At 58.2% G+C, this 16,813-nt stretch carries 14 protein-coding genes; 9 read left to right on the forward strand and 5 right to left on the reverse strand.

The genetic code is table 11. From position 1 onward, the window contains the following. Nucleotides 1–55 precede the first annotated feature (55 nt). Nucleotides 56–928: a LysR family transcriptional regulator gene (locus ABRP31_RS03595; RefSeq protein ID WP_349973066.1), complete on the reverse strand. Its 873-nt coding sequence runs from the start codon at nt 926–928 to the stop codon at nt 56–58. A gap of 125 nt (nt 929–1,053) precedes the next feature. Between ABRP31_RS03595 and ABRP31_RS03600 the strand changes: the two genes are divergently transcribed. Further along, the gene (locus tag ABRP31_RS03600; RefSeq protein ID WP_349973068.1) at nt 1,054–2,226 is read left to right on the forward strand and encodes a mandelate racemase/muconate lactonizing enzyme family protein; all 1,173 of its coding nucleotides are present in this window, start codon (nt 1,054–1,056) and stop codon (nt 2,224–2,226) included. A 160-nt stretch (nt 2,227–2,386) separates the two neighbouring features. Further along, a complete protein-coding gene (gene dctA, locus ABRP31_RS03605; RefSeq protein WP_087273703.1) occupies nt 2,387–3,718 on the forward strand; it encodes a C4-dicarboxylate transporter DctA in 1,332 nt (443 codons plus the stop codon). Nucleotides 3,719–3,891: 173 nt separating this feature from the next. Here the strand turns inward: dctA and ABRP31_RS03610 are convergent, their stop codons facing one another. Then, a complete protein-coding gene (locus tag ABRP31_RS03610; protein ID WP_087273701.1) occupies nt 3,892–4,635 on the reverse strand; it encodes an SDR family oxidoreductase in 744 nt (247 codons plus the stop codon). A 312-nt stretch (nt 4,636–4,947) separates the two neighbouring features. Between ABRP31_RS03610 and ABRP31_RS03615 the strand changes: the two genes are divergently transcribed. The 3 genes from ABRP31_RS03615 (at nt 4,948) to ABRP31_RS03625 (ending at nt 9,042) form a co-directional block, all read left to right on the forward strand. Then, nucleotides 4,948–5,865 carry a LysR family transcriptional regulator gene (locus ABRP31_RS03615; protein ID WP_349973071.1) on the forward strand — a complete coding sequence of 306 codons (918 nt, stop codon included), beginning with the start codon at nt 4,948–4,950 and terminating at the stop codon, nt 5,863–5,865. 453 nt (nt 5,866–6,318) lie between these two features. Then, nucleotides 6,319–8,586, forward strand: coding sequence for a catalase/peroxidase HPI (katG, locus tag ABRP31_RS03620; RefSeq protein ID WP_349973073.1), 2,268 nt, complete (start codon nt 6,319–6,321; stop codon nt 8,584–8,586). Between the two features lie 72 nt (nt 8,587–8,658). After that, a complete protein-coding gene (locus tag ABRP31_RS03625) occupies nt 8,659–9,042 on the forward strand; it encodes an ester cyclase (RefSeq protein ID WP_372489328.1) in 384 nt (127 codons plus the stop codon). Nucleotides 9,043–9,166: 124 nt separating this feature from the next. Here the strand turns inward: ABRP31_RS03625 and ABRP31_RS03630 are convergent, their stop codons facing one another. Beyond that, nucleotides 9,167–11,545, reverse strand: a complete 2,379-nt coding sequence (locus ABRP31_RS03630) for a TonB-dependent siderophore receptor (protein WP_087273694.1) — start codon at nt 11,543–11,545, stop codon at nt 9,167–9,169. A 367-nt stretch (nt 11,546–11,912) separates the two neighbouring features. Here ABRP31_RS03630 and ABRP31_RS03635 point away from each other — a divergent pair, with 367 nt between their 5' ends. The 4 genes from ABRP31_RS03635 (at nt 11,913) to ABRP31_RS03650 (ending at nt 15,066) form a co-directional block, all read left to right on the forward strand. Beyond that, nucleotides 11,913–12,344 carry a DUF2946 domain-containing protein gene (locus ABRP31_RS03635; RefSeq protein WP_349973078.1) on the forward strand — a complete coding sequence of 144 codons (432 nt, stop codon included), beginning with the start codon at nt 11,913–11,915 and terminating at the stop codon, nt 12,342–12,344. Nucleotides 12,345–12,434: 90 nt separating this feature from the next. Next, nucleotides 12,435–13,808, forward strand: coding sequence for a PepSY-associated TM helix domain-containing protein (locus tag ABRP31_RS03640; RefSeq protein ID WP_349973080.1), 1,374 nt, complete (start codon nt 12,435–12,437; stop codon nt 13,806–13,808). A 158-nt stretch (nt 13,809–13,966) separates the two neighbouring features. Continuing rightward, nucleotides 13,967–14,572 carry an SCO family protein gene (locus ABRP31_RS03645; protein WP_087273688.1) on the forward strand — a complete coding sequence of 202 codons (606 nt, stop codon included), beginning with the start codon at nt 13,967–13,969 and terminating at the stop codon, nt 14,570–14,572. Then, a complete protein-coding gene (locus tag ABRP31_RS03650) occupies nt 14,572–15,066 on the forward strand; it encodes a copper chaperone PCu(A)C (RefSeq protein ID WP_349973083.1) in 495 nt (164 codons plus the stop codon). The genes ABRP31_RS03645 and ABRP31_RS03650 overlap by 1 nt, the downstream gene beginning before the upstream one ends. A 46-nt stretch (nt 15,067–15,112) precedes the next feature. On the opposite strand, the gene ABRP31_RS03655 is transcribed toward ABRP31_RS03650, so the two are convergent. Both ABRP31_RS03655 and ABRP31_RS03660 read right to left on the reverse strand, forming a co-directional pair. Next, a complete protein-coding gene (locus ABRP31_RS03655; protein WP_349973085.1) occupies nt 15,113–15,628 on the reverse strand; it encodes a GNAT family N-acetyltransferase in 516 nt (171 codons plus the stop codon). A gap of 221 nt (nt 15,629–15,849) precedes the next feature. Next, nucleotides 15,850–16,755, reverse strand: a complete 906-nt coding sequence (locus ABRP31_RS03660) for a LysR family transcriptional regulator (protein WP_349973087.1) — start codon at nt 16,753–16,755, stop codon at nt 15,850–15,852. Nucleotides 16,756–16,813 lie beyond the last annotated feature (58 nt).

Consider the following 16,813-nt stretch of genomic DNA (forward strand, 5'->3'; position numbering starts at 1 on the left):
TCCGAGAGCTCCTTTTGAGCACGGAAATCCACAGACAACATCTGGCGCTTGTTCTCTATTCCAGCCCATTCCAGAACGCCTCGGCAAAATCACTCAGCGGCGTCCGGGCCCGGAACAGGCGGATTTCCACCGGGATGTCCCAGGTTTCTTCCAGCGCTCGCACCAGGCGGTTCTGGCTCATTTCAGACTCTGCCAATGTACGCGGCAGCCAGGCCATGCCTTTGCCTTCCTGCACCATCGACAGCAGCACCGCCGCCAGGTGGGAGCTGAACAGGGTTTGCAAAGCCTGTTCCGGTTGCGAGCGGTTGAGACGCCAGTTGATGATCCTGCCCAGCCCGGAATCTGCGGTGTAACCCAGATAATCCAGTGATTCATTTGACTCCACGCTGCGCTGCTCGGGCGCGCACAACGGCAGCAGCACATCGAGGCCCACCGCTTTACCCAGAAACTGCTCGCTGGCAAATCGTGGCGGCACGTCCGGGTGGTGATGACAAAGCAGGAATTGCACCTCACCGTTCAGCAGCATTTGCTCGCAAGAACGCATGTTGTCCGAATGCAGGCGCACGCCTTCGATCGGTGCTTCGCGTTCGATGCTCCTGATCCAGCCGGGAAAAAACGTGAACGACAGCGAATGAGTCGCCGCGAAGTACAGCGTGCGCAGTTGTTTGCCCGCCAGCTCGCGAGCGTCCAGACGCATCTGATGCAAGCGTCGCGTCATGTCCTGCGCGTTGCCGAGCATCTGTCGGCCGACATCGGTGAGCGTCGCGCCATGGGTGGTGCGTTCAAACAACTCAACGCCCATCCAGTTTTCCAGCGACTTGATCCGGCGGCTGAACGCCGGTTGGGTGACATGGCGTGAGTCGGCCGCACGAGAGAAGTTTTCCAGTTCCGCCAGTGCGACGAAGTCTTCCAGCCAAGCGAGTTCCATGGGCAATGCCACCTGTGCATGAGGTGCTCGATTATAAGCATTGGCTGCGCCTGGGCCGCTAGCCCTAGAGTTCTCTGGCAGCCAGCTGATAGCAGCGGCCACCTAATAATCAGAGAGGACTTTCCATGCGCATCGTGGACATTCGCGAGAAAACCGTTTCTATCGCATCGCCTATTGCCAACGCCTATATCGACTTTTCGAAAATGACCTGCTCGGTCGTCGCCGTGATTACTGACGTGATTCGCGATGGCAAGCCAGTGATCGGTTATGGCTTCAACTCCAACGGGCGTTATGGCCAGGGCGCGCTGATGCGGGACCGGTTTCTGGCGCGTATCACCGAAGCAGACCCGGACAGCCTGATCGACCACGAGCGCAATAACCTCGACCCGTTCGCCATCTGGAAAACCCTGATGACCAACGAAAAACCAGGCGGCCACGGCGAGCGTTCAGTGGCAGTTGGTACCATCGACATGGCAGTGTGGGACGCCGTTGCGAAGATTGAAGGCAAGCCGCTGTATCGCGTGTTGGCTGATCGTTACCGCGACGGTGTCGCCGATGACAAAGTCTGGGTCTACGCGGCGGGCGGTTACTACTATCCCGGCAAGGACCAGACCAAGCTCAAGGCCGAAATGCAGAGCTATCTGGACCGCGGCTACGACGTGGTGAAAATGAAAATCGGTGCTGTACCGCTGGATGAAGATATCCGCCGTATCGAGGCCGTGCTGGAAGTGGTGGGTGATGGCCGTCGTCTGGCGGTGGACGCCAACGGCCGCTTCGACCTGAAAACCTCGATTGCCTACGCCGAGGCCATCAAGCCGTACAACCTGTTCTGGTACGAAGAGGCGGGCGATCCGCTGGACTACGCGCTTCAGGCTGAACTGGCCAACCACTATGACCTGCCCATGGCGACCGGTGAAAACCTGTTCTCCCACCAGGACGCCCGCAACCTGCTGCGCCACGGCGGCATGCGCCCTGATCGCGACTTCGTGCAGTTCGACTGCGCGCTCTCCTACGGTCTGGTGGAGTACCTGCGCACTTTGGATGTGATGAAAGAACTGGGCTGGTCATCGCGCCGAGTTGTGCCGCATGGCGGCCACCAGATGTCGCTGAACCTCGCGGCAGGCCTGCATCTGGGCGGTAACGAGTCCTATCCCGACGTGTTCCAGCCATTCGGTGGTTTCGCCGATGGCATCAAAGTCGAGAACAGCTACGTCGGTTTGCCGGACATACCGGGCGTCGGTTTCGAAGCCAAGTCTGCGCTGTATGCCGTGATGCGCGAGCTGGGTGAGGGCGCTTGATAGCCACAGCGACGACAAATCTGTAGGAGCTCACCGAGGTTACGAGGCCAGCGATAGCGATTTACCTGACACACCGCATCGCGGGCGCCGTTACCTCCGTGCGCTCCTACAGCGTTTTGTTTTTACGAATTCCTCATACAACAACAAGATCGAGGTTCTCATGAGCGACACACCTACACGCTGGTACGGCCAGCTGTATGTCCAGGTACTGATCGGCATCGTCATTGGCGGTGCCATCGGTTTCTTCCTTCCTGACATCGGTGCAAAGCTGCAACCCCTCGCCGATGGCTTTATCAAACTGATCAAAATGCTGCTGGCGCCGATCATCTTCGGCACCGTTGTAGTCGGCATTGCCAAAATGGGCAGCATCAAGGAAGTCGGTCGTATTGGCGGCAAGGCGCTGATCTACTTCGAAGTGTTATCGACGCTGGCGCTGGTCATCGGTCTTGTCGTGGTCAACGTGCTCAAGCCTGGCGTTGGCATGAACATCGACGTCAACACCCTTAACGCCAGCGCGGTCAATGGTTACACCCAGGCGGCGGCAGCACAGGGCGGAGTGATCGAATTCTTCCTCGGCATCATTCCCACGACGCTGTTCGACGCTTTCGCCAAAGGTGCGATGCTCCAGGTGATTCTGGTTTCGGTGTTGATGGGCGTAGCGCTGGTGCAGTTGGGTGAAACCGGCAAGCCACTGGTCAACGTCATCGACCTGCTGCTGCAGACGCTGTTTCGCATCGTCGCGATGGTCATGAAGCTCGCCCCGATCGGCGCGGGTGCTGGCATGGCGTTTACCATCGGCAAGTACGGCATCGGTACATTGATGTCGTTGGGGCAGTTGATCATCGCGCTGTATGTCACGACCCTGTTCTTCATTGTGGTGGTGCTGGGCAGCGTGGCGCGCTGGTCGGGCTTGCCGCTGCTGCAATTCCTTCGCTACTTCAAGGACGAAATTCTCGTCACCCTCGGGACCTGCTCCACCGAAGCGGTTTTGCCACGGATGATGGTCAAGCTGGAGAAACTGGGCTGCAAAAAATCGGTGGTGGGGATGGTCTTGCCGACCGGCTACACCTTCAACTCCGACGGCACCTGTATTTACCTGACCATGGCGGCGATCTTCGTGGCACAGGCAACCAACACGCCGCTGACCTTGATGGATCAACTGGTGGTACTGGGCGTATTGCTGCTGACCTCGAAAGGTTCGGCGGGTGTTGCAGGCGCGGGGTTTGTCACCCTGGCAGCAACGCTGTCGGTGATTGGCGATATTCCGCTGGTGGGCCTGGTCTTGCTGCTGGGTGTCGACCGCTTCCTTAACGAAGCGCGGGCCGTAACCAACCTGATCGGAAACGGCATTGGCACCATCGCGATTGCCAAATGGGATGGCTCATTCGACCAGGCACAGGCCGCCCGTGAAATCGCCGCGATGAAGGAACAGAGTTCGCTCAGGAAGGGGGCTGGTAAAGCGGCGGGGGAGCCGTTGGACAAGCTGGTTTGATCATGAGTTGAAATGCATTTTCTGTAGGAGCGCGCTTGCCCGCGATCACGTCAGAACAGGCGATGTCTTCATCGGCTGACAGACCGAATCGCGGGCAAGCGCGCTCCTGCAGGCCCCTGTTTGCTGCGCGACAGCGCAGCGTCTGGACGACAGGGACGGTTTGCAGTCTCTAATCAGAAATCCTGCGTCGTAGGGCGCAGCACGATTTCGTTAATGTCCACGTCTGCCGGTTGCTCAATGGCGAAGGCGATGGCGCGGGCTACCGAGCTGGCAGGGATGGCTTGTTTGTAGAACTCGCCTACTGCTTCAGAACTGGCCTGGTGCGAGCTGCCCAGTTTCAATTCCGAGTCCACTGCACCTGGCTCGATGGTGGTGGTGCGAATGCTGCCGCCGACTTCATGACGAAGCCCTTCGGAAATGGCTCGTACCGCAAACTTGGTGCCGCTGTACACGGTGCCGCCCGGGCTGAAGACCTTGATGCCCGCAACCGACGCGATGTTGATGAAGTGACCACTGTTTTGCTGCTGGAAGACCGGCAAAGTGGCGGCGATGCCATAGAGCAGTCCTTTGATGTTGATGTCGATCATGCGATCCCATTCATCGGTCTTGCCTTCCGACATTGGCGCAATGGCCATGGCACCGGCGTTGTTGATCAGCACGTCGATACGGCCAAAGGTGTCCAGCGCGCCTTTGATCAACGCATCCACTTCTTCTTTACGGGTTACGTCAGTCTGATAGGCAACCGCGTTGCCGCCTGCTGCGGTGATTTCGTTGACCAGAGTGTCCAGGTTCGCTTTGCGACGAGCACCCAGTACAACCTTCGCCCCCAAGCCGCCGAGATGACGGGCAGTGGCTTCACCCAGGCCGCTGCTGGCTCCGGTGATGACGACAACTTTACCTTCGATGTTATTGCTCATGTTCTGAATACCCTTGAGTTGGTTCGAAGTGGATAACCGCTTTCGAAATCAATTGTGGGCGCGTTCTTCCTGTCGATAAATGGAAGAGATAGGATTTAGGAATTCCAGAAACTGGAGTAAATAGATAGCTGGCACAGGTACTGCGCGCTCCCTTGCTGCAACGCATGACCTGTGGGAGCGAGGCTTGCCCGCGATAAGGCTTGACGCTAAGGGCCTGAAATCGGCGGTGTTCTTATCGCGGGCAAGCCTCGCTCCCACAGGATATTCGTTTGCTGTTCTATTTCTGGATGTCAAACAAGGAGTAATCACCCCATGCTCAACCGCGTCGAAATGCTGAGAATTCTCTGTGCTGCAGCCGAATCGGACACCTTCCGCGAAGCCGCAAGCCGTCTGGGCACTTCGCCGCAGAGCGTGACGCGGGCCATCAAAGAACTGGAAAATACCCTCGGCGAAATGCTTTTTCACCGCAGTACCCGGCAGATCCATATCACGGCGTTCGGCGAGGACCTGGCACGACAGGCCCGGGAAACCCTGAGCGGCTTCGACCAGTTGTTCACCCGCCACACCGACATTGAGGAAAACGGCCTGGCCGGACGCGTGGGCATCACAGCTCCTTATGCCATCGGCCGATTGTTCCTGCTGGAATTCCTGAAACCCTTGATGAGCCAGCACCCTGAGTTGCGCATCGATTTGCGTTTTGATGATGAAATAACCGATGCGGTAGAGGCTCAAGTCGATATCGGTATTCGGGTTGGCTACATCCGGGACCGGCGTTACATTGCCCGTGCGGCGGGCACTGTTCCCTTTCATGTAGTTGCTGCGCCGCAACTGGTGGCGGAAACCGGGCTGCCATCGACGCTGGACGAACTCCAGCAGCGCCCGCTTTCCGTGCTGATTGATCGCAAGAGCGGAAGGCCGTGGCCTTGGGTATTCGCCGATGGCCAGACGTTCATGCCGCAGTCGACGGCTTTTTCCTGCGACGACCCCGAAGCCGAGCTGGAAATCGTTCTGGCCGGACTGACTTACGCCCAAATTCCCCGCTATCTGGCGGAGCCTCATTTGCGAGAGGGCAGGCTGGTTGAGGTGGTGCCGCAGATCGCACCACCGCCATGGGAGCTTTTCATCTATCGCCCACAGCGCGGACCCGTAGCCCCGCGCGTTCGTCTGATTTACGACCATCTGCTGGCAAGTTTCTCCGACCCGCTCCGTTTTCCTCAGGGTGCGGGCTAAGGCGATTCTGCGCATGGCTCTTGGGAGCGAGGCTTGCCCGCGAATCATGCGCCGCGGACTATCAGTTAAACCTCGTCTGGGCTCTTTGCGGGCAAGTCGGAACGCCGCTTACTCGCTCCAACGGGTTGTCTTCTTCCGCGCAACCGCGTGTTTCTCTGAGCCTGAATAGGCCATCCCTCAAAAAAGAGCTCATACCTTCAAGTTTTGTCTATCGATTGACAGAGTATGTCTATCGACACATAAGACTTAGCTTATTAGCTCTCTGCTCAAACGCCGTCTAGGCTTGTTCTGGCGCTGGCGAGCCGCTGGCCGTTTCTTTAGAGTTTCCGCGTGGCGACAGCTATCTGCAGATCCAGAGCTGGCCATGCATGTTGTGCCGTGATGAACCACATCGCTGCTCGAGGTCTGGACCCGGCCCGGCAGCGCATGAACTCGACCAAAGGTAAATAAAACATGTCGACTGAATCGAAATGCCCCTTTAATCACGCAGCTGCGGGTGGCGGTACTACCAACCGCGACTGGTGGCCGAACCAACTCAATCTGAAGATCCTGCATCAGCATTCGTCCTTGTCCGACCCGATGGGCGAAAACTTTGACTACGCCGCTGCCTTCAAAAGCCTCGATCTGGAAGCTGTAAAGCAGGACCTGCGCGCGCTGATGACTGACTCGCAGGACTGGTGGCCAGCCGACTTTGGTCACTATGGTCCGCTGTTCATCCGCATGGCCTGGCACAGCGCCGGGACCTATCGCACCGCTGACGGTCGTGGTGGTGCGGGTGCCGGTCAACAACGTTTTGCACCGCTCAACAGCTGGCCAGATAACGTCAGCCTCGACAAAGCGCGTCGTCTGATCTGGCCGATCAAGCAGAAGTACGGCCGCAAGATTTCCTGGGCCGACTTGATCATCCTCACCGGCAACGTCGCCCTGGAAACCATGGGTTTCAAACCGTTTGGGTTCTCCGGCGGGCGGGCTGATGTCTGGGAGCCGGAAGAAGCCGTTTATTGGGGTTCCGAGAAAACCTGGCTGGGTGGCGATACGCGCTACGGTAAGGAAGCGCAGCCCGAAGGCGAGGGCGTGCTGGTGGCCGATGCAGGCAAGCACGGCACCGAAGAAAGCCGTAACGACGCGCCGGGTCGCGACCTGGAAAATCCATTGGCCGCCGTGCAAATGGGGCTGATCTACGTGAACCCTGAAGGCCCTGAAGGCAACCCGGACCCAGTAGCTTCGGCGAAAGACATCCGCGAAACCTTCGGTCGCATGGCCATGAACGACGAAGAAACCGTGGCCCTGATTGCTGGCGGTCATGCTTTCGGTAAAACCCACGGTGCTGGCCCGGCGGACAACGTTGGCGCAGAACCCGAAGCGGCAGATATCGAGCAACAAGGTCTGGGCTGGAAAAGCACCTTCGGCACCGGTAAAGGTGGCGACACCATCACCAGCGGCCTGGAAGTGACGTGGACCACCACGCCGACCCAGTGGAGCAACAACTACCTGGAAAACCTGTTCGGTTTCGAGTGGGAACTGTTCAAAAGCCCGGCGGGTGCCCATCAGTGGCGTCCAAAAGACGGCGCCGGCGCCGGTCTGATTCCCGACGCTCACGATCCGTCCAAGCGCCACACGCCGACCATGTTGACCTCCGACCTGGCCTTGCGCTTTGACCCGGCTTACGAAGTGATTTCTCGTCGCTTCCTCGCCAATCCGGACCAGTTGACCGACGCGTTCGCCCGCGCCTGGTTCAAGCTGACTCACCGCGACATGGGCCCGCTGTCCCGTTATCTCGGCCCGGAAACGCCAGCCGAAGAACTGCTCTGGCAAGACCCGATTCCAGACGTTGATCACGCCTTGGTCGACGAAAACGACGTGGCTGCACTGAAAGGCAAAGTCCTGGCTTCGGGTCTGTCGGTTTCGCAACTGGTCTCTACTGCCTGGGCGGCAGCTTCCAGCTTCCGGGGCTCCGACAAACGCGGCGGTGCCAACGGCGGGCGTCTGCGTCTCGCGCCACAGAAGTTCTGGCAGGCCAACCAGCCGGAGCAACTGGCGCATGTGCTGGCGAAACTGGAAAGTATCCAAAGCGAGTTCAACAGCGCACAAACAGGCGGCAAGAAAATCTCCCTCGCTGACCTGATCGTGCTGGCCGGTTCCGCTGGCGTTGAGCAAGCGGCGAAAAACGCCGGTCATGCGATCACCGTGCCGTTCGCGCCGGGCCGTACCGACGCCTCGCAAGAGCAGACGGATGTCGAGTCGTTCGGGTTCCTGGAGCCGGTCGCTGATGGTTTCCGTAACTTCCAGAAGGGCCGTTTTGGCTCCTCGGCTGAAGCGCTGCTGGTCGACAAGGCACAACTGCTGAACCTGACCGCGCCGGAAATGACCGTGCTGGTGGGCGGCCTGCGGGTGTTGAACACCAACGTCGGCCAAACCCGACATGGCGTGTTCACTCAGCGTCCGGAAACCCTGACCAACGACTTCTTCGTCAACCTGCTGGACATGAGCACCGAGTGGCGCGCCGTATCGGACGCCAAAGACGAGTTCGAAGGTCGCGATCGCAAGACCGGTGCCGTCAAATGGACCGGTACTCGCGTCGATCTGGTCTTCGGTTCCCACGCCCAGTTGCGTGCGCTGGCCGAGGTGTATGCCGCGGGCGATGCGCAGGAGAAGTTCGTCAGCGATTTCGTCGCGGCCTGGACCAAAGTGATGAACCTTGATCGCTTCGACCTTGCCTGATGTAGACGCTTGAACCCGAAAGCCCCGGTCTGAGCCATCAGATCGGGGCTTTTTTATTGCCGGAGGTGTTTGATGAGTCGCGACCTGCGTGACGTCTACCGAGGTTACATCGCCTGCCTGAACCAGCAGGACTGGCCTGCGCTGGGGCAGCTTGTTGATGAGGATGTGCGTTACAACGACACGCGCGTAGGCCTGAGTGGCTACCGCGAAATGCTCGAACGAGACTACCGGCAGATTCCGGACCTGCAATTCCACATTCGATTTCTGATCGCCGACCCCGAACACATCGCCGCCCGGCTCGATTTCAACTGCACCCCGATTGGGGAGTTCATGGGCCTGCCGGTCAATGGCCGGAAAGTGCAGTTCAGCGAGAACGTGTTCTACCGGTTTCGCGAGGGGAGGATTATTGAGGTGTGGTCAGTTATTGATAAGGCAGCAGTTGAGGCGCAGCTTTGACTGCAAGCGCGCTCCAACAGAAGAGGTATTTATCGGTAGGAGCGAACTTGTTCGCGAGAAGTTGTGCCTGACACACTGTCTCGCCAACAAGTTGCCTCCTACCGGAATGTGTTGCCTGTCTGAATCAGAGGGTCCACTTCAACGAGAACATCACGTTACGTGGGTCGCCATAGACGCCGCTGCCCGAGCCGGTAGGAATACCCTGCCAGTATTTGGTATCAAATATGTTGTTGAAGTTGACGCGGCCATCCCAGTGTTCGTCGAACTTGTAGCCTGCCATCAGGCCTACGACCGAGTAAGCATCCTGAGTGGCGTGGCCGTTACCGACACGGTTGAACGTATCGCTCTGGGCAAGAATGTCTGCACCGACACGCCACTTGTTGAGGTCACCCTCCAGGTTATAGCTGGTAGCGGCTTTGAACAGTTGCTTGGGCTGATCGGCACCAAACCGCTTGCCCTCGTTGCTTGCATCTTTGACGTATTGGCTTAGCAGGTAGGTGTAGGCTGCGGAGAGTTGCCAGTTAGGAGTGATCGCGCCGCTGATCTCGGTGTCGATACCGCGGCTACGAACTTCGCCTGCTGTGTCGTAGCAACTGGATGCCGGGAAGGACGGGCAGTTCGCGAGACTCTGGTTTGGAATCAGATAGGCACGGTTTTCCTGAGTCATGTCGAACAACGCCACCGATGCGTTCAGTGCACCATCGAAGTATTCGCCTTTCAGACCAATTTCATAGCTTTCACCCGTCATCGGTTTCAATGCGGAGCCAGAAGCATTCTGTTCACTTTGCGGCTTGAAGATTTCGGTATAGCTGGCGTACACCGAGTAGGTATCGTTCAGGTCGTAGATAACACCCGCGTACGGTGTAACTTCCTGAGTGACCTTATAGTCGCCAGTGCCGCTCTGATTGTCGTAGTCATACCAGCTCAACCGGCTACCGATGATCACGTGCAGCGGATCAATCGGGTTGAAGCGAGCGACGGCATAAGCTGCGTTCTCGGTGGCTACGTTTTTGCTTGCATACGGGGTTCGGGTATCAGCTGAGGGTTTAGGTACAGTGCCCGGGGTGATGGCGAATGGATCAACTGCATAGTTGGCCCAGAAGCCGCCACGCTGATCGAATTTTTCCTGGCGATGGCTGACGCCAAAGCTCAGATCATGCTCGCGCCCAAATAGCTGGAACGGGCCAGAAAGAGACGCGTCCAGATTGTTTTGCGTGTCTTTGGTGTCGTATTGGCCAGCGCCCTGTTCATAGCCGACGCCCGGGTCCGGGAAAGGGAACGCGATGTAGTTGGAGAAGGTATCGGATTTGGCCCAGATCTTGGACGCTGCCAGTTTGCCGTTCCAGCCGTTGTCAAAGCGATGCGTCAGGTCAGTGAACACACTGACGTTGTCGCGATTCCAGTAGGCCCAGTCGCCACTCAGGAACGTCGAGCGCGAAAACCCAAGATTTTCGCCGTTACGGCCGGATGGCAGGCTGCCCCAATCTGAAGTTGCGTCGTCTTTTTGTTTGGAGGCTCCGATGGTCCATGTAGTCGACTCGTTCAAGTCGGCTTCAAGGATGCCGTAGAAAGTCTGGCGCTGTTTGTTGCGCTCGTCGACGAAGCTCTTGTCGTCTTGATAGGCAGCCACTACGCGTCCACGGACAGTGCCGGATTCGTTGAGCTTGTTGGAGGCGTCAACTTCTGTGCGATAGCGGTCCCAACTGCCTGCGCTGGTTGTAATACTCACTTGCGGCGTCGCTGTTGGGCGTTTGCGTACCAGATTCAGGGTTGCCGACGGGCTACCAGAACCCGTCATCAGACCAGTCGCGCCGCGCACTACTTCCACTCGGTCGTACAGGGCCAGATCCGCTTCTGCCAGTGTGTCCTGTGTGAAGGTGCTGAGGATGGTTGGCAACCCGTCGTACATCAGGTTATCAATCGTAAAACCACGAGCCAGAAACTGCTGACGGTCCTGACCAAATTTGCGCAGCGTCACACCCGGTGCATATTTAACGACGTCGTTCACATCGTTCATGCCTTGGTCATCCATGCGCTGGCGCGTCACAACGCTGACTGACTGCGGCGTTTCACGAATCGACAACGGCAACTTGGTCGCGGTGTTCATCGAGCCGGTGGTGTAAGAGTTAGTCCCTTCAGTCGTTGCTACGCCTGCAAGGCCGTAATCAGCATTGATGTTCACGCCGTCCAGAGCAACCACGCCTTGAGTCGGCTGGGTCACTCGTGCCGAATTGCCTTGCACACTCGCTGTCAGTCCGCTGCCTTCCAGCAGGCGTTGCAGCGCCTGAGCGGGTTCCAGGTCGCCGCGCACTGTGGGGGCCTGCTTGCCAGCCACTTGCTGCGGATCGAATGTCACCGTCATGCCGCTAGCTTGACCCAATTGGGTCAGCGAAGCCGCCAATGGTTGAGCTGGAAGGTCCAGGCGGACCGGGGCAGCGAAAGCAGTGGCGGACATGCCAAGCGCCAGGGCGATGGTCAAGGCTGATAGGGCGGGACGGGACATTTCTGTGATCCTGACATTGGGCCAAATAATTAAGCGCACGAGACCGCCTGGCAGGATGTTTTGACACAAATGTTCAAGACACTGCCGGACTACGTAAAGCGCAAGGTGACGCGATCCTAGCAAGGTGTGAATACGACAGCAAATACAAATCGTTATCAGTCGTGAACTTTTTTGTGAAGATGTGCTCATACGCCATGGCGAATTTGCAGGCCGACCATCCTGAAGGGCCGGCTTTAGCCGGGAGGACTTCGGCACGTCGATGCATTTCATCGTCAAGCATTGCGCTCTCCCGGCTAAAGTCGGTCCTTCGAGCCTGCATTGACCTGCGTCCTGTCTTACCCCCGGCTGAAATGCTAAATTAGCCGCCATGAATTTCTTCCGAACCCATCGCTCGCCCATTGCCTGGATGCTGTACGCCTTCATCCTGTTCAATGGACTCGCGTGCGCCATGAGTCATGGCCAGATGATGGGGACGTTTTCCGGGGAGCCCGCAGCGGCGCCTTCCCACCATGAGCATCACGGCACCGCGTCCATGAGTGACGCGCACCACGAGATGTCGATGGACATGTCGATGCCGATGCCGATGGACGGCGCCAGCAAAACCATGGCGACGCCGGGCAGCATGCAATCGCTGTTCGGCGATTGTTCCTTTGCCGGGACGCTGACCCTGGCGATGATTTTCTTCGTCGCCCTGAGCTGGCTGATTCGCACTCGCAGCCCTCGTTTTATCTTCCCTTCGCTCTGGCCGGGCCGTACCTCTCGCCAGTGTTTCCCCGGGCTTAACCCGCAGGCTCCCTGACGGCAACTACTCGCCGTTAAAAACCAATATCGATTTTTTGCCTCGCCGGGATTCGTCCCGGTCGGGCGCGTTTAGCCGTTGGTGAGCCCTATGTCTGCTTTACCTGCACAGTCGTCGTCCAGCGCGTTTGTCGCTCTGACGAAACGGCTGCACTTTTACATCGGCCTGTTTATCGGGCCTTTTATTCTGGTCGCGGCACTTAGCGGGGTTATTTATGCCCTGACGCCGCAGATCGAAAAACACCTCTACGCCCATGCGCTGCATACCGAAACCCACGGCCCGGTCTTGAGTCTCGAAGCCCAGGTGCGTCGTGCTCAGGAGGCCGCCGGACCGGGGCCGACGGTCGCGGCAGTTCGTCCTGCGCCTAATCAGGGCGACACCACCCGGGTGATGTTCAACGTTCCGGGGTTGGGCGAGTCGGAGCATCGAGCGCTGTTCGTCGATCCGGTCAGCGGTGAGATTCGCGGCGACATGAAGGTCTACGGCACCAGCGGGATATTGCCGTTGCGCACCTGGATCGATCAGTTCCACCGCAGTTTGCTGCTCGGTGACGTCGGCCGCATCTACAGCGAACTGGCCGCTTCCTGGCTGTGGGTCGCGGCGGCGGGCGGCATTGTTTTGTGGGCGGTGCGACGCAAACGTGCCCGGACGCTGCGCGGCAGTTTGCGTAGCTGGCATGCCAGCGCAGGGCTGTGGTTAATGCTGGGCTTGTTGTTTTTCTCGGCGACCGGTCTGACCTGGTCGCAATACGCGGGCGACAACATTGGTGTGCTGCGCGCCTATTACGGCTGGTCCACGCCGAGCGTTGCGACGACCCTGGCGAAACCGGCGGACCCGGCAATGAACATGAATATGCCGATGGACGAGCACGCCGAGCATCACATGCACATGGCGCCTGCCGTTTCTAACAGCACGCTGAATCCCGCGCTGTTCGACAGCGTTCTGGCCGCCGCACGTAACGCCAATATCGAAGCGGCCAAGGTGGAAATCCGCCCGTCGAGCAAACCCGAGAAAGCCTGGGTGGTCGCCGAAATTGATCGCAGTTGGCCGACTCAAGTCGACGCCGTCTCCATCAATCCCAATACCCTGGCGGTGGTTGATCAGGTCGAGTTCTCCCAATACACGTTGCCTGCCAAACTCACCCGCTGGGGCATCGACGCGCACATGGGCGTGCTGTTCGGGCTGGCCAATCAGTTGATATTGGTGTTTTTTGCCAGCGGACTGGTGGTGATGGTGATCATCGGTTACCTGATGTGGTGGCGGCGCAGGCCGACTCTCGTAAGACAGCCAACGGTCGTGGACGCGTGGCGACAGTCTGGTGTTGTCGCCAGGACAGTGTGGTTGATGGTGGCAGTGGGTCTCGGCATTTGCTTGCCGGTGTTGGGCTGGAGCCTGTTGGCGCTGGTTCTCTGCGATCTTATCGTCACGTATCGCGCGCCGTCTGTCGCCTTTGTGCGCAGTTAGGGCTGATCAAGACTGGATGGAAAACGCCGTGAAGCATTTTCTGACATTACTACAGCGACTGTAGGAAATGTCACAGGTAACCTACGCGGCTTTAGCAGCACAGAGAATTTGAGCAACGGAGCCGTTTAGTGCCTCCGTTGTTCTTCATGAGGCCACACATGAACACATTACTGACCCGCCGCCAGCTTCTCGGCGGCATGAGCGTGCTGAGTCTGGGCGCGCTTGCCGGTTGCGGTGATTCCAACAAATTGTCGTTCAAATACGGCAAGGACTTGAGCGACAAGATTCTCGGGCGCACCTTCAAACTGAAGGACCCGCAGGGCAACGTGAAAACCCTGTCGAGCTTTCGCGGCACAATGCCGATGGTGTTTTTCGGCTTCACCCAATGCCCGGCGGTTTGCCCGACAGCGTTGGCGCGTGCAGCGCAGATAAAGAAGTTGATGGGGCCGGATGGCGATACGCTGCAGGTGATCTTCATCACCATCGACCCGGAACGCGATAAGCCGCAAATGCTCGACGCCTACGTCAAAGCGTTCGATCCGAGCTTTGTCGCGTTGTACGGCACCCTCGAAGAAACCGCCGCCACGGCGAAAGAGTACGGCGTGTTTTACGAGAAAATCCCGACTGGTGACACGTACACCATGTCCCACACCGCCACCAGTTACGTCTACGACACGCGTGGCGTGCTGCGTCTTGGCCTGTCCCATTCTCTTTCTGCCCAACAGTGCACAGAAGATCTGCTGACTGTCATGGAGGTCTGCTGATGAACTTTGAACGCCCGAAAACTTTTCTCAAACAAGCGCTATTGGGACTTTCACTACTGGGCGTTGCCGCTCAGGCGTCAGCGCAAACCGTTGTTGACGATGCGTGGGTACGCGCAACGGTGCCGGGGCAGGCGTCCACGGGTGCATTCCTGACGTTGACGGCCAGTGCTGACAGCAAGCTGCTGGAGGCGCAGTCACCGGTCGCAAAAATCGTGCAGATTCATCAATCGAGCATGAAAGACGATGTGATGAGCATGCAGGAAGTGACCTCGATTGCTTTGCCTGCGGGTAAGCCAGTGGTGCTGGACCCGAGCAGCTATCACATCATGCTGATCAATCTGACGGCTCAGGTGAAAGAGGGCGATAAAGTCCCGCTGACGCTGATTGTCGAGGATGACAAAGGTGTAAAACAGTCGATTGCGGTCGAAGCCACCGCCCGTGCCCTGAACGCGCCGGATCATGGCTCGATGCACGATCACAGCAAAATGCACTAACGCTCTAAGTGTTGTCGGCAGGCCGCCATCCAGGCCTGCCGCGACATCAACGCCGGTTCGCCAGAAACACCAGACTGGGCGCTTGCCCCGGCACATCGTTCAGTACATCAACACGTTCCATTCCGATTTTTTCCAGCACCCTGATCGAGGCCTGATGCGTGGGCCGAACCAGTCCGTATACCTTTGGTAGCCTCTGTTCGTTGAACGCATAGTCCAGCGCCGCATGGCCCAGCTCCGTCGCATAACCCTTGCCCCACGCCGGTACACCGAAGCGATACCCGAGGTTGACCCGTTCGACGTCGAGATACTTCATCAACGCCACACCGCCAAAACCGATGATTTGATCCGGCGCTTCCCGAGTCGCCACCGCCCACCAGCCATAACCCTGTTCATGCCAGTGATGCATCCAGCCATTCAGAAATATCTGCGCCTGCGCCAGCTCTTTTATCGGGCCGTTGGGATTGAACACGTTGGTGGCGGGATCGCTGTAGATGGCGAACATTGCAGCCAGGTCATATGGGCGAGGTGGTCTGAGTAGCAGTCGTTCGGTGGTTCTTGGCATGAGTGGGTCCAGTTTTCAGCTGTGCTCATCAATGATTATGGCTTTGAAACGCATTCCCTGTAGGAGCCAACACATAACAATCTGATTTGAAATGAGTTTCCTGTAGGAGTGAGCTTGCTCGCGATGGCGTCAGTTCAGACGATATATTCGTCGGCCAAAAAACTGAATCGCGAGCAAGCTCACTCCTACAGGTCCTGCGTCCGGCTTTGATTTCTATTACCTCAAATCAACCCAGGCAACTCCTGCTCCAGCTCCGCAAATTGCCCTTTTAACAATGAATGCAATTGCTGAATCGCCGGTGAAAACTGTTTGCGGTGCGGGCATACCAGATTCAGCGGCACCGGCTCTCCGGGATAATCCGGTAGCAGAATTTCCAGCCGTCCGGCCTTGATGTCCTGACTGACGTCCAGCCACGATTTATAGGTAATGCCTTCCCCCGACACCGCCCAGCGCCGCGCCACGTCGGCGTCATCACAGAATAGCGGCCCCGACACCGATATCACCCGCGCGCCGACTCGCCATTTGTCATAGACCCGTCCGCCCAGGGTGTAGAGCAAGCAGTCATGACGCGCCAGATCGTCCGGCGTCTGTGGCCGTCCATGGCGTTGCAGATAGTCGGGCGAAGCCACCAGCACCCGTCGATTCCAGGGTGCCAGCGGCAGGGCGATGTAATTGGCGTCTTCAAGCACGCCGTAGCGAATCGCAACGTCCACCGGGTCGCGGAACATGTCAGCCACCTGATCGGATAAAAATAGTCGCATCGACAGCCCGGGATGCTCGCGCCGAAACCCGGATAACCATGGCAGCAGCACGTTACGCCCCAGGTCCGAAGGTGCGGCGACTTGCAGCACACCCCGCAACTCGGCGCTCTCGCGTCGAAGTTTCTCGCGACCGTCTTTCAGGGTATCGAGCACGGTTTGCGCGTTGGGCAAGTACTGCTCGCCCTCAACGGTCAGGCGCAGGCTGCGGGTGGAGCGCGCGAACAGGCGCACATCCAGCTCGCGTTCCAGGCGTTTGATCGCCGCCGCTACTTGTCCCGGTAGCAGATCCACCTCCCGCGCAGCATTGGAAAAGCTGCCTAATGCGGCTGTACGCACGAACAAGGCAAGGTCATCGAGACGAATCATCTTCACTCCAGCTGTGAAAGTGTTGACGCATTCTAGGGGTTTTTCTTTGCGGCAGAGA

The sequence above is a fragment of the Pseudomonas caspiana genome (genome assembly GCF_040224095.2).
GTDB classification, from domain to species: domain Bacteria; phylum Pseudomonadota; class Gammaproteobacteria; order Pseudomonadales; family Pseudomonadaceae; genus Aquipseudomonas; species Aquipseudomonas caspiana.

Bases quoted from the DNA above. Each gene is read 5' to 3' on its own strand.
- ABRP31_RS03595 (WP_349973066.1), bottom strand. From the start codon at position 928: ATGGAACTCGCTTGGCTGGAAGACTTCGTCGCACTGGCGGAACTGGAA.
- ABRP31_RS03600 (WP_349973068.1), top strand. From the start codon at position 1,054: ATGCGCATCGTGGACATTCGCGAGAAAACCGTTTCTATCGCATCGCCT.
- dctA (WP_087273703.1), top strand. From the start codon at position 2,387: ATGAGCGACACACCTACACGCTGGTACGGCCAGCTGTATGTCCAGGTA.
- ABRP31_RS03610 (WP_087273701.1), bottom strand. From the start codon at position 4,635: ATGAGCAATAACATCGAAGGTAAAGTTGTCGTCATCACCGGAGCCAGC.
- ABRP31_RS03615 (WP_349973071.1), top strand. From the start codon at position 4,948: ATGCTCAACCGCGTCGAAATGCTGAGAATTCTCTGTGCTGCAGCCGAA.
- katG (WP_349973073.1), top strand. From the start codon at position 6,319: ATGTCGACTGAATCGAAATGCCCCTTTAATCACGCAGCTGCGGGTGGC.
- ABRP31_RS03625 (WP_372489328.1), top strand. From the start codon at position 8,659: ATGAGTCGCGACCTGCGTGACGTCTACCGAGGTTACATCGCCTGCCTG.
- ABRP31_RS03630 (WP_087273694.1), bottom strand. From the start codon at position 11,545: ATGTCCCGTCCCGCCCTATCAGCCTTGACCATCGCCCTGGCGCTTGGC.
- ABRP31_RS03635 (WP_349973078.1), top strand. From the start codon at position 11,913: ATGAATTTCTTCCGAACCCATCGCTCGCCCATTGCCTGGATGCTGTAC.
- ABRP31_RS03640 (WP_349973080.1), top strand. From the start codon at position 12,435: ATGTCTGCTTTACCTGCACAGTCGTCGTCCAGCGCGTTTGTCGCTCTG.
- ABRP31_RS03645 (WP_087273688.1), top strand. From the start codon at position 13,967: ATGAACACATTACTGACCCGCCGCCAGCTTCTCGGCGGCATGAGCGTG.
- ABRP31_RS03650 (WP_349973083.1), top strand. From the start codon at position 14,572: ATGAACTTTGAACGCCCGAAAACTTTTCTCAAACAAGCGCTATTGGGA.
- ABRP31_RS03655 (WP_349973085.1), bottom strand. From the start codon at position 15,628: ATGCCAAGAACCACCGAACGACTGCTACTCAGACCACCTCGCCCATAT.
- ABRP31_RS03660 (WP_349973087.1), bottom strand. From the start codon at position 16,755: ATGATTCGTCTCGATGACCTTGCCTTGTTCGTGCGTACAGCCGCATTA.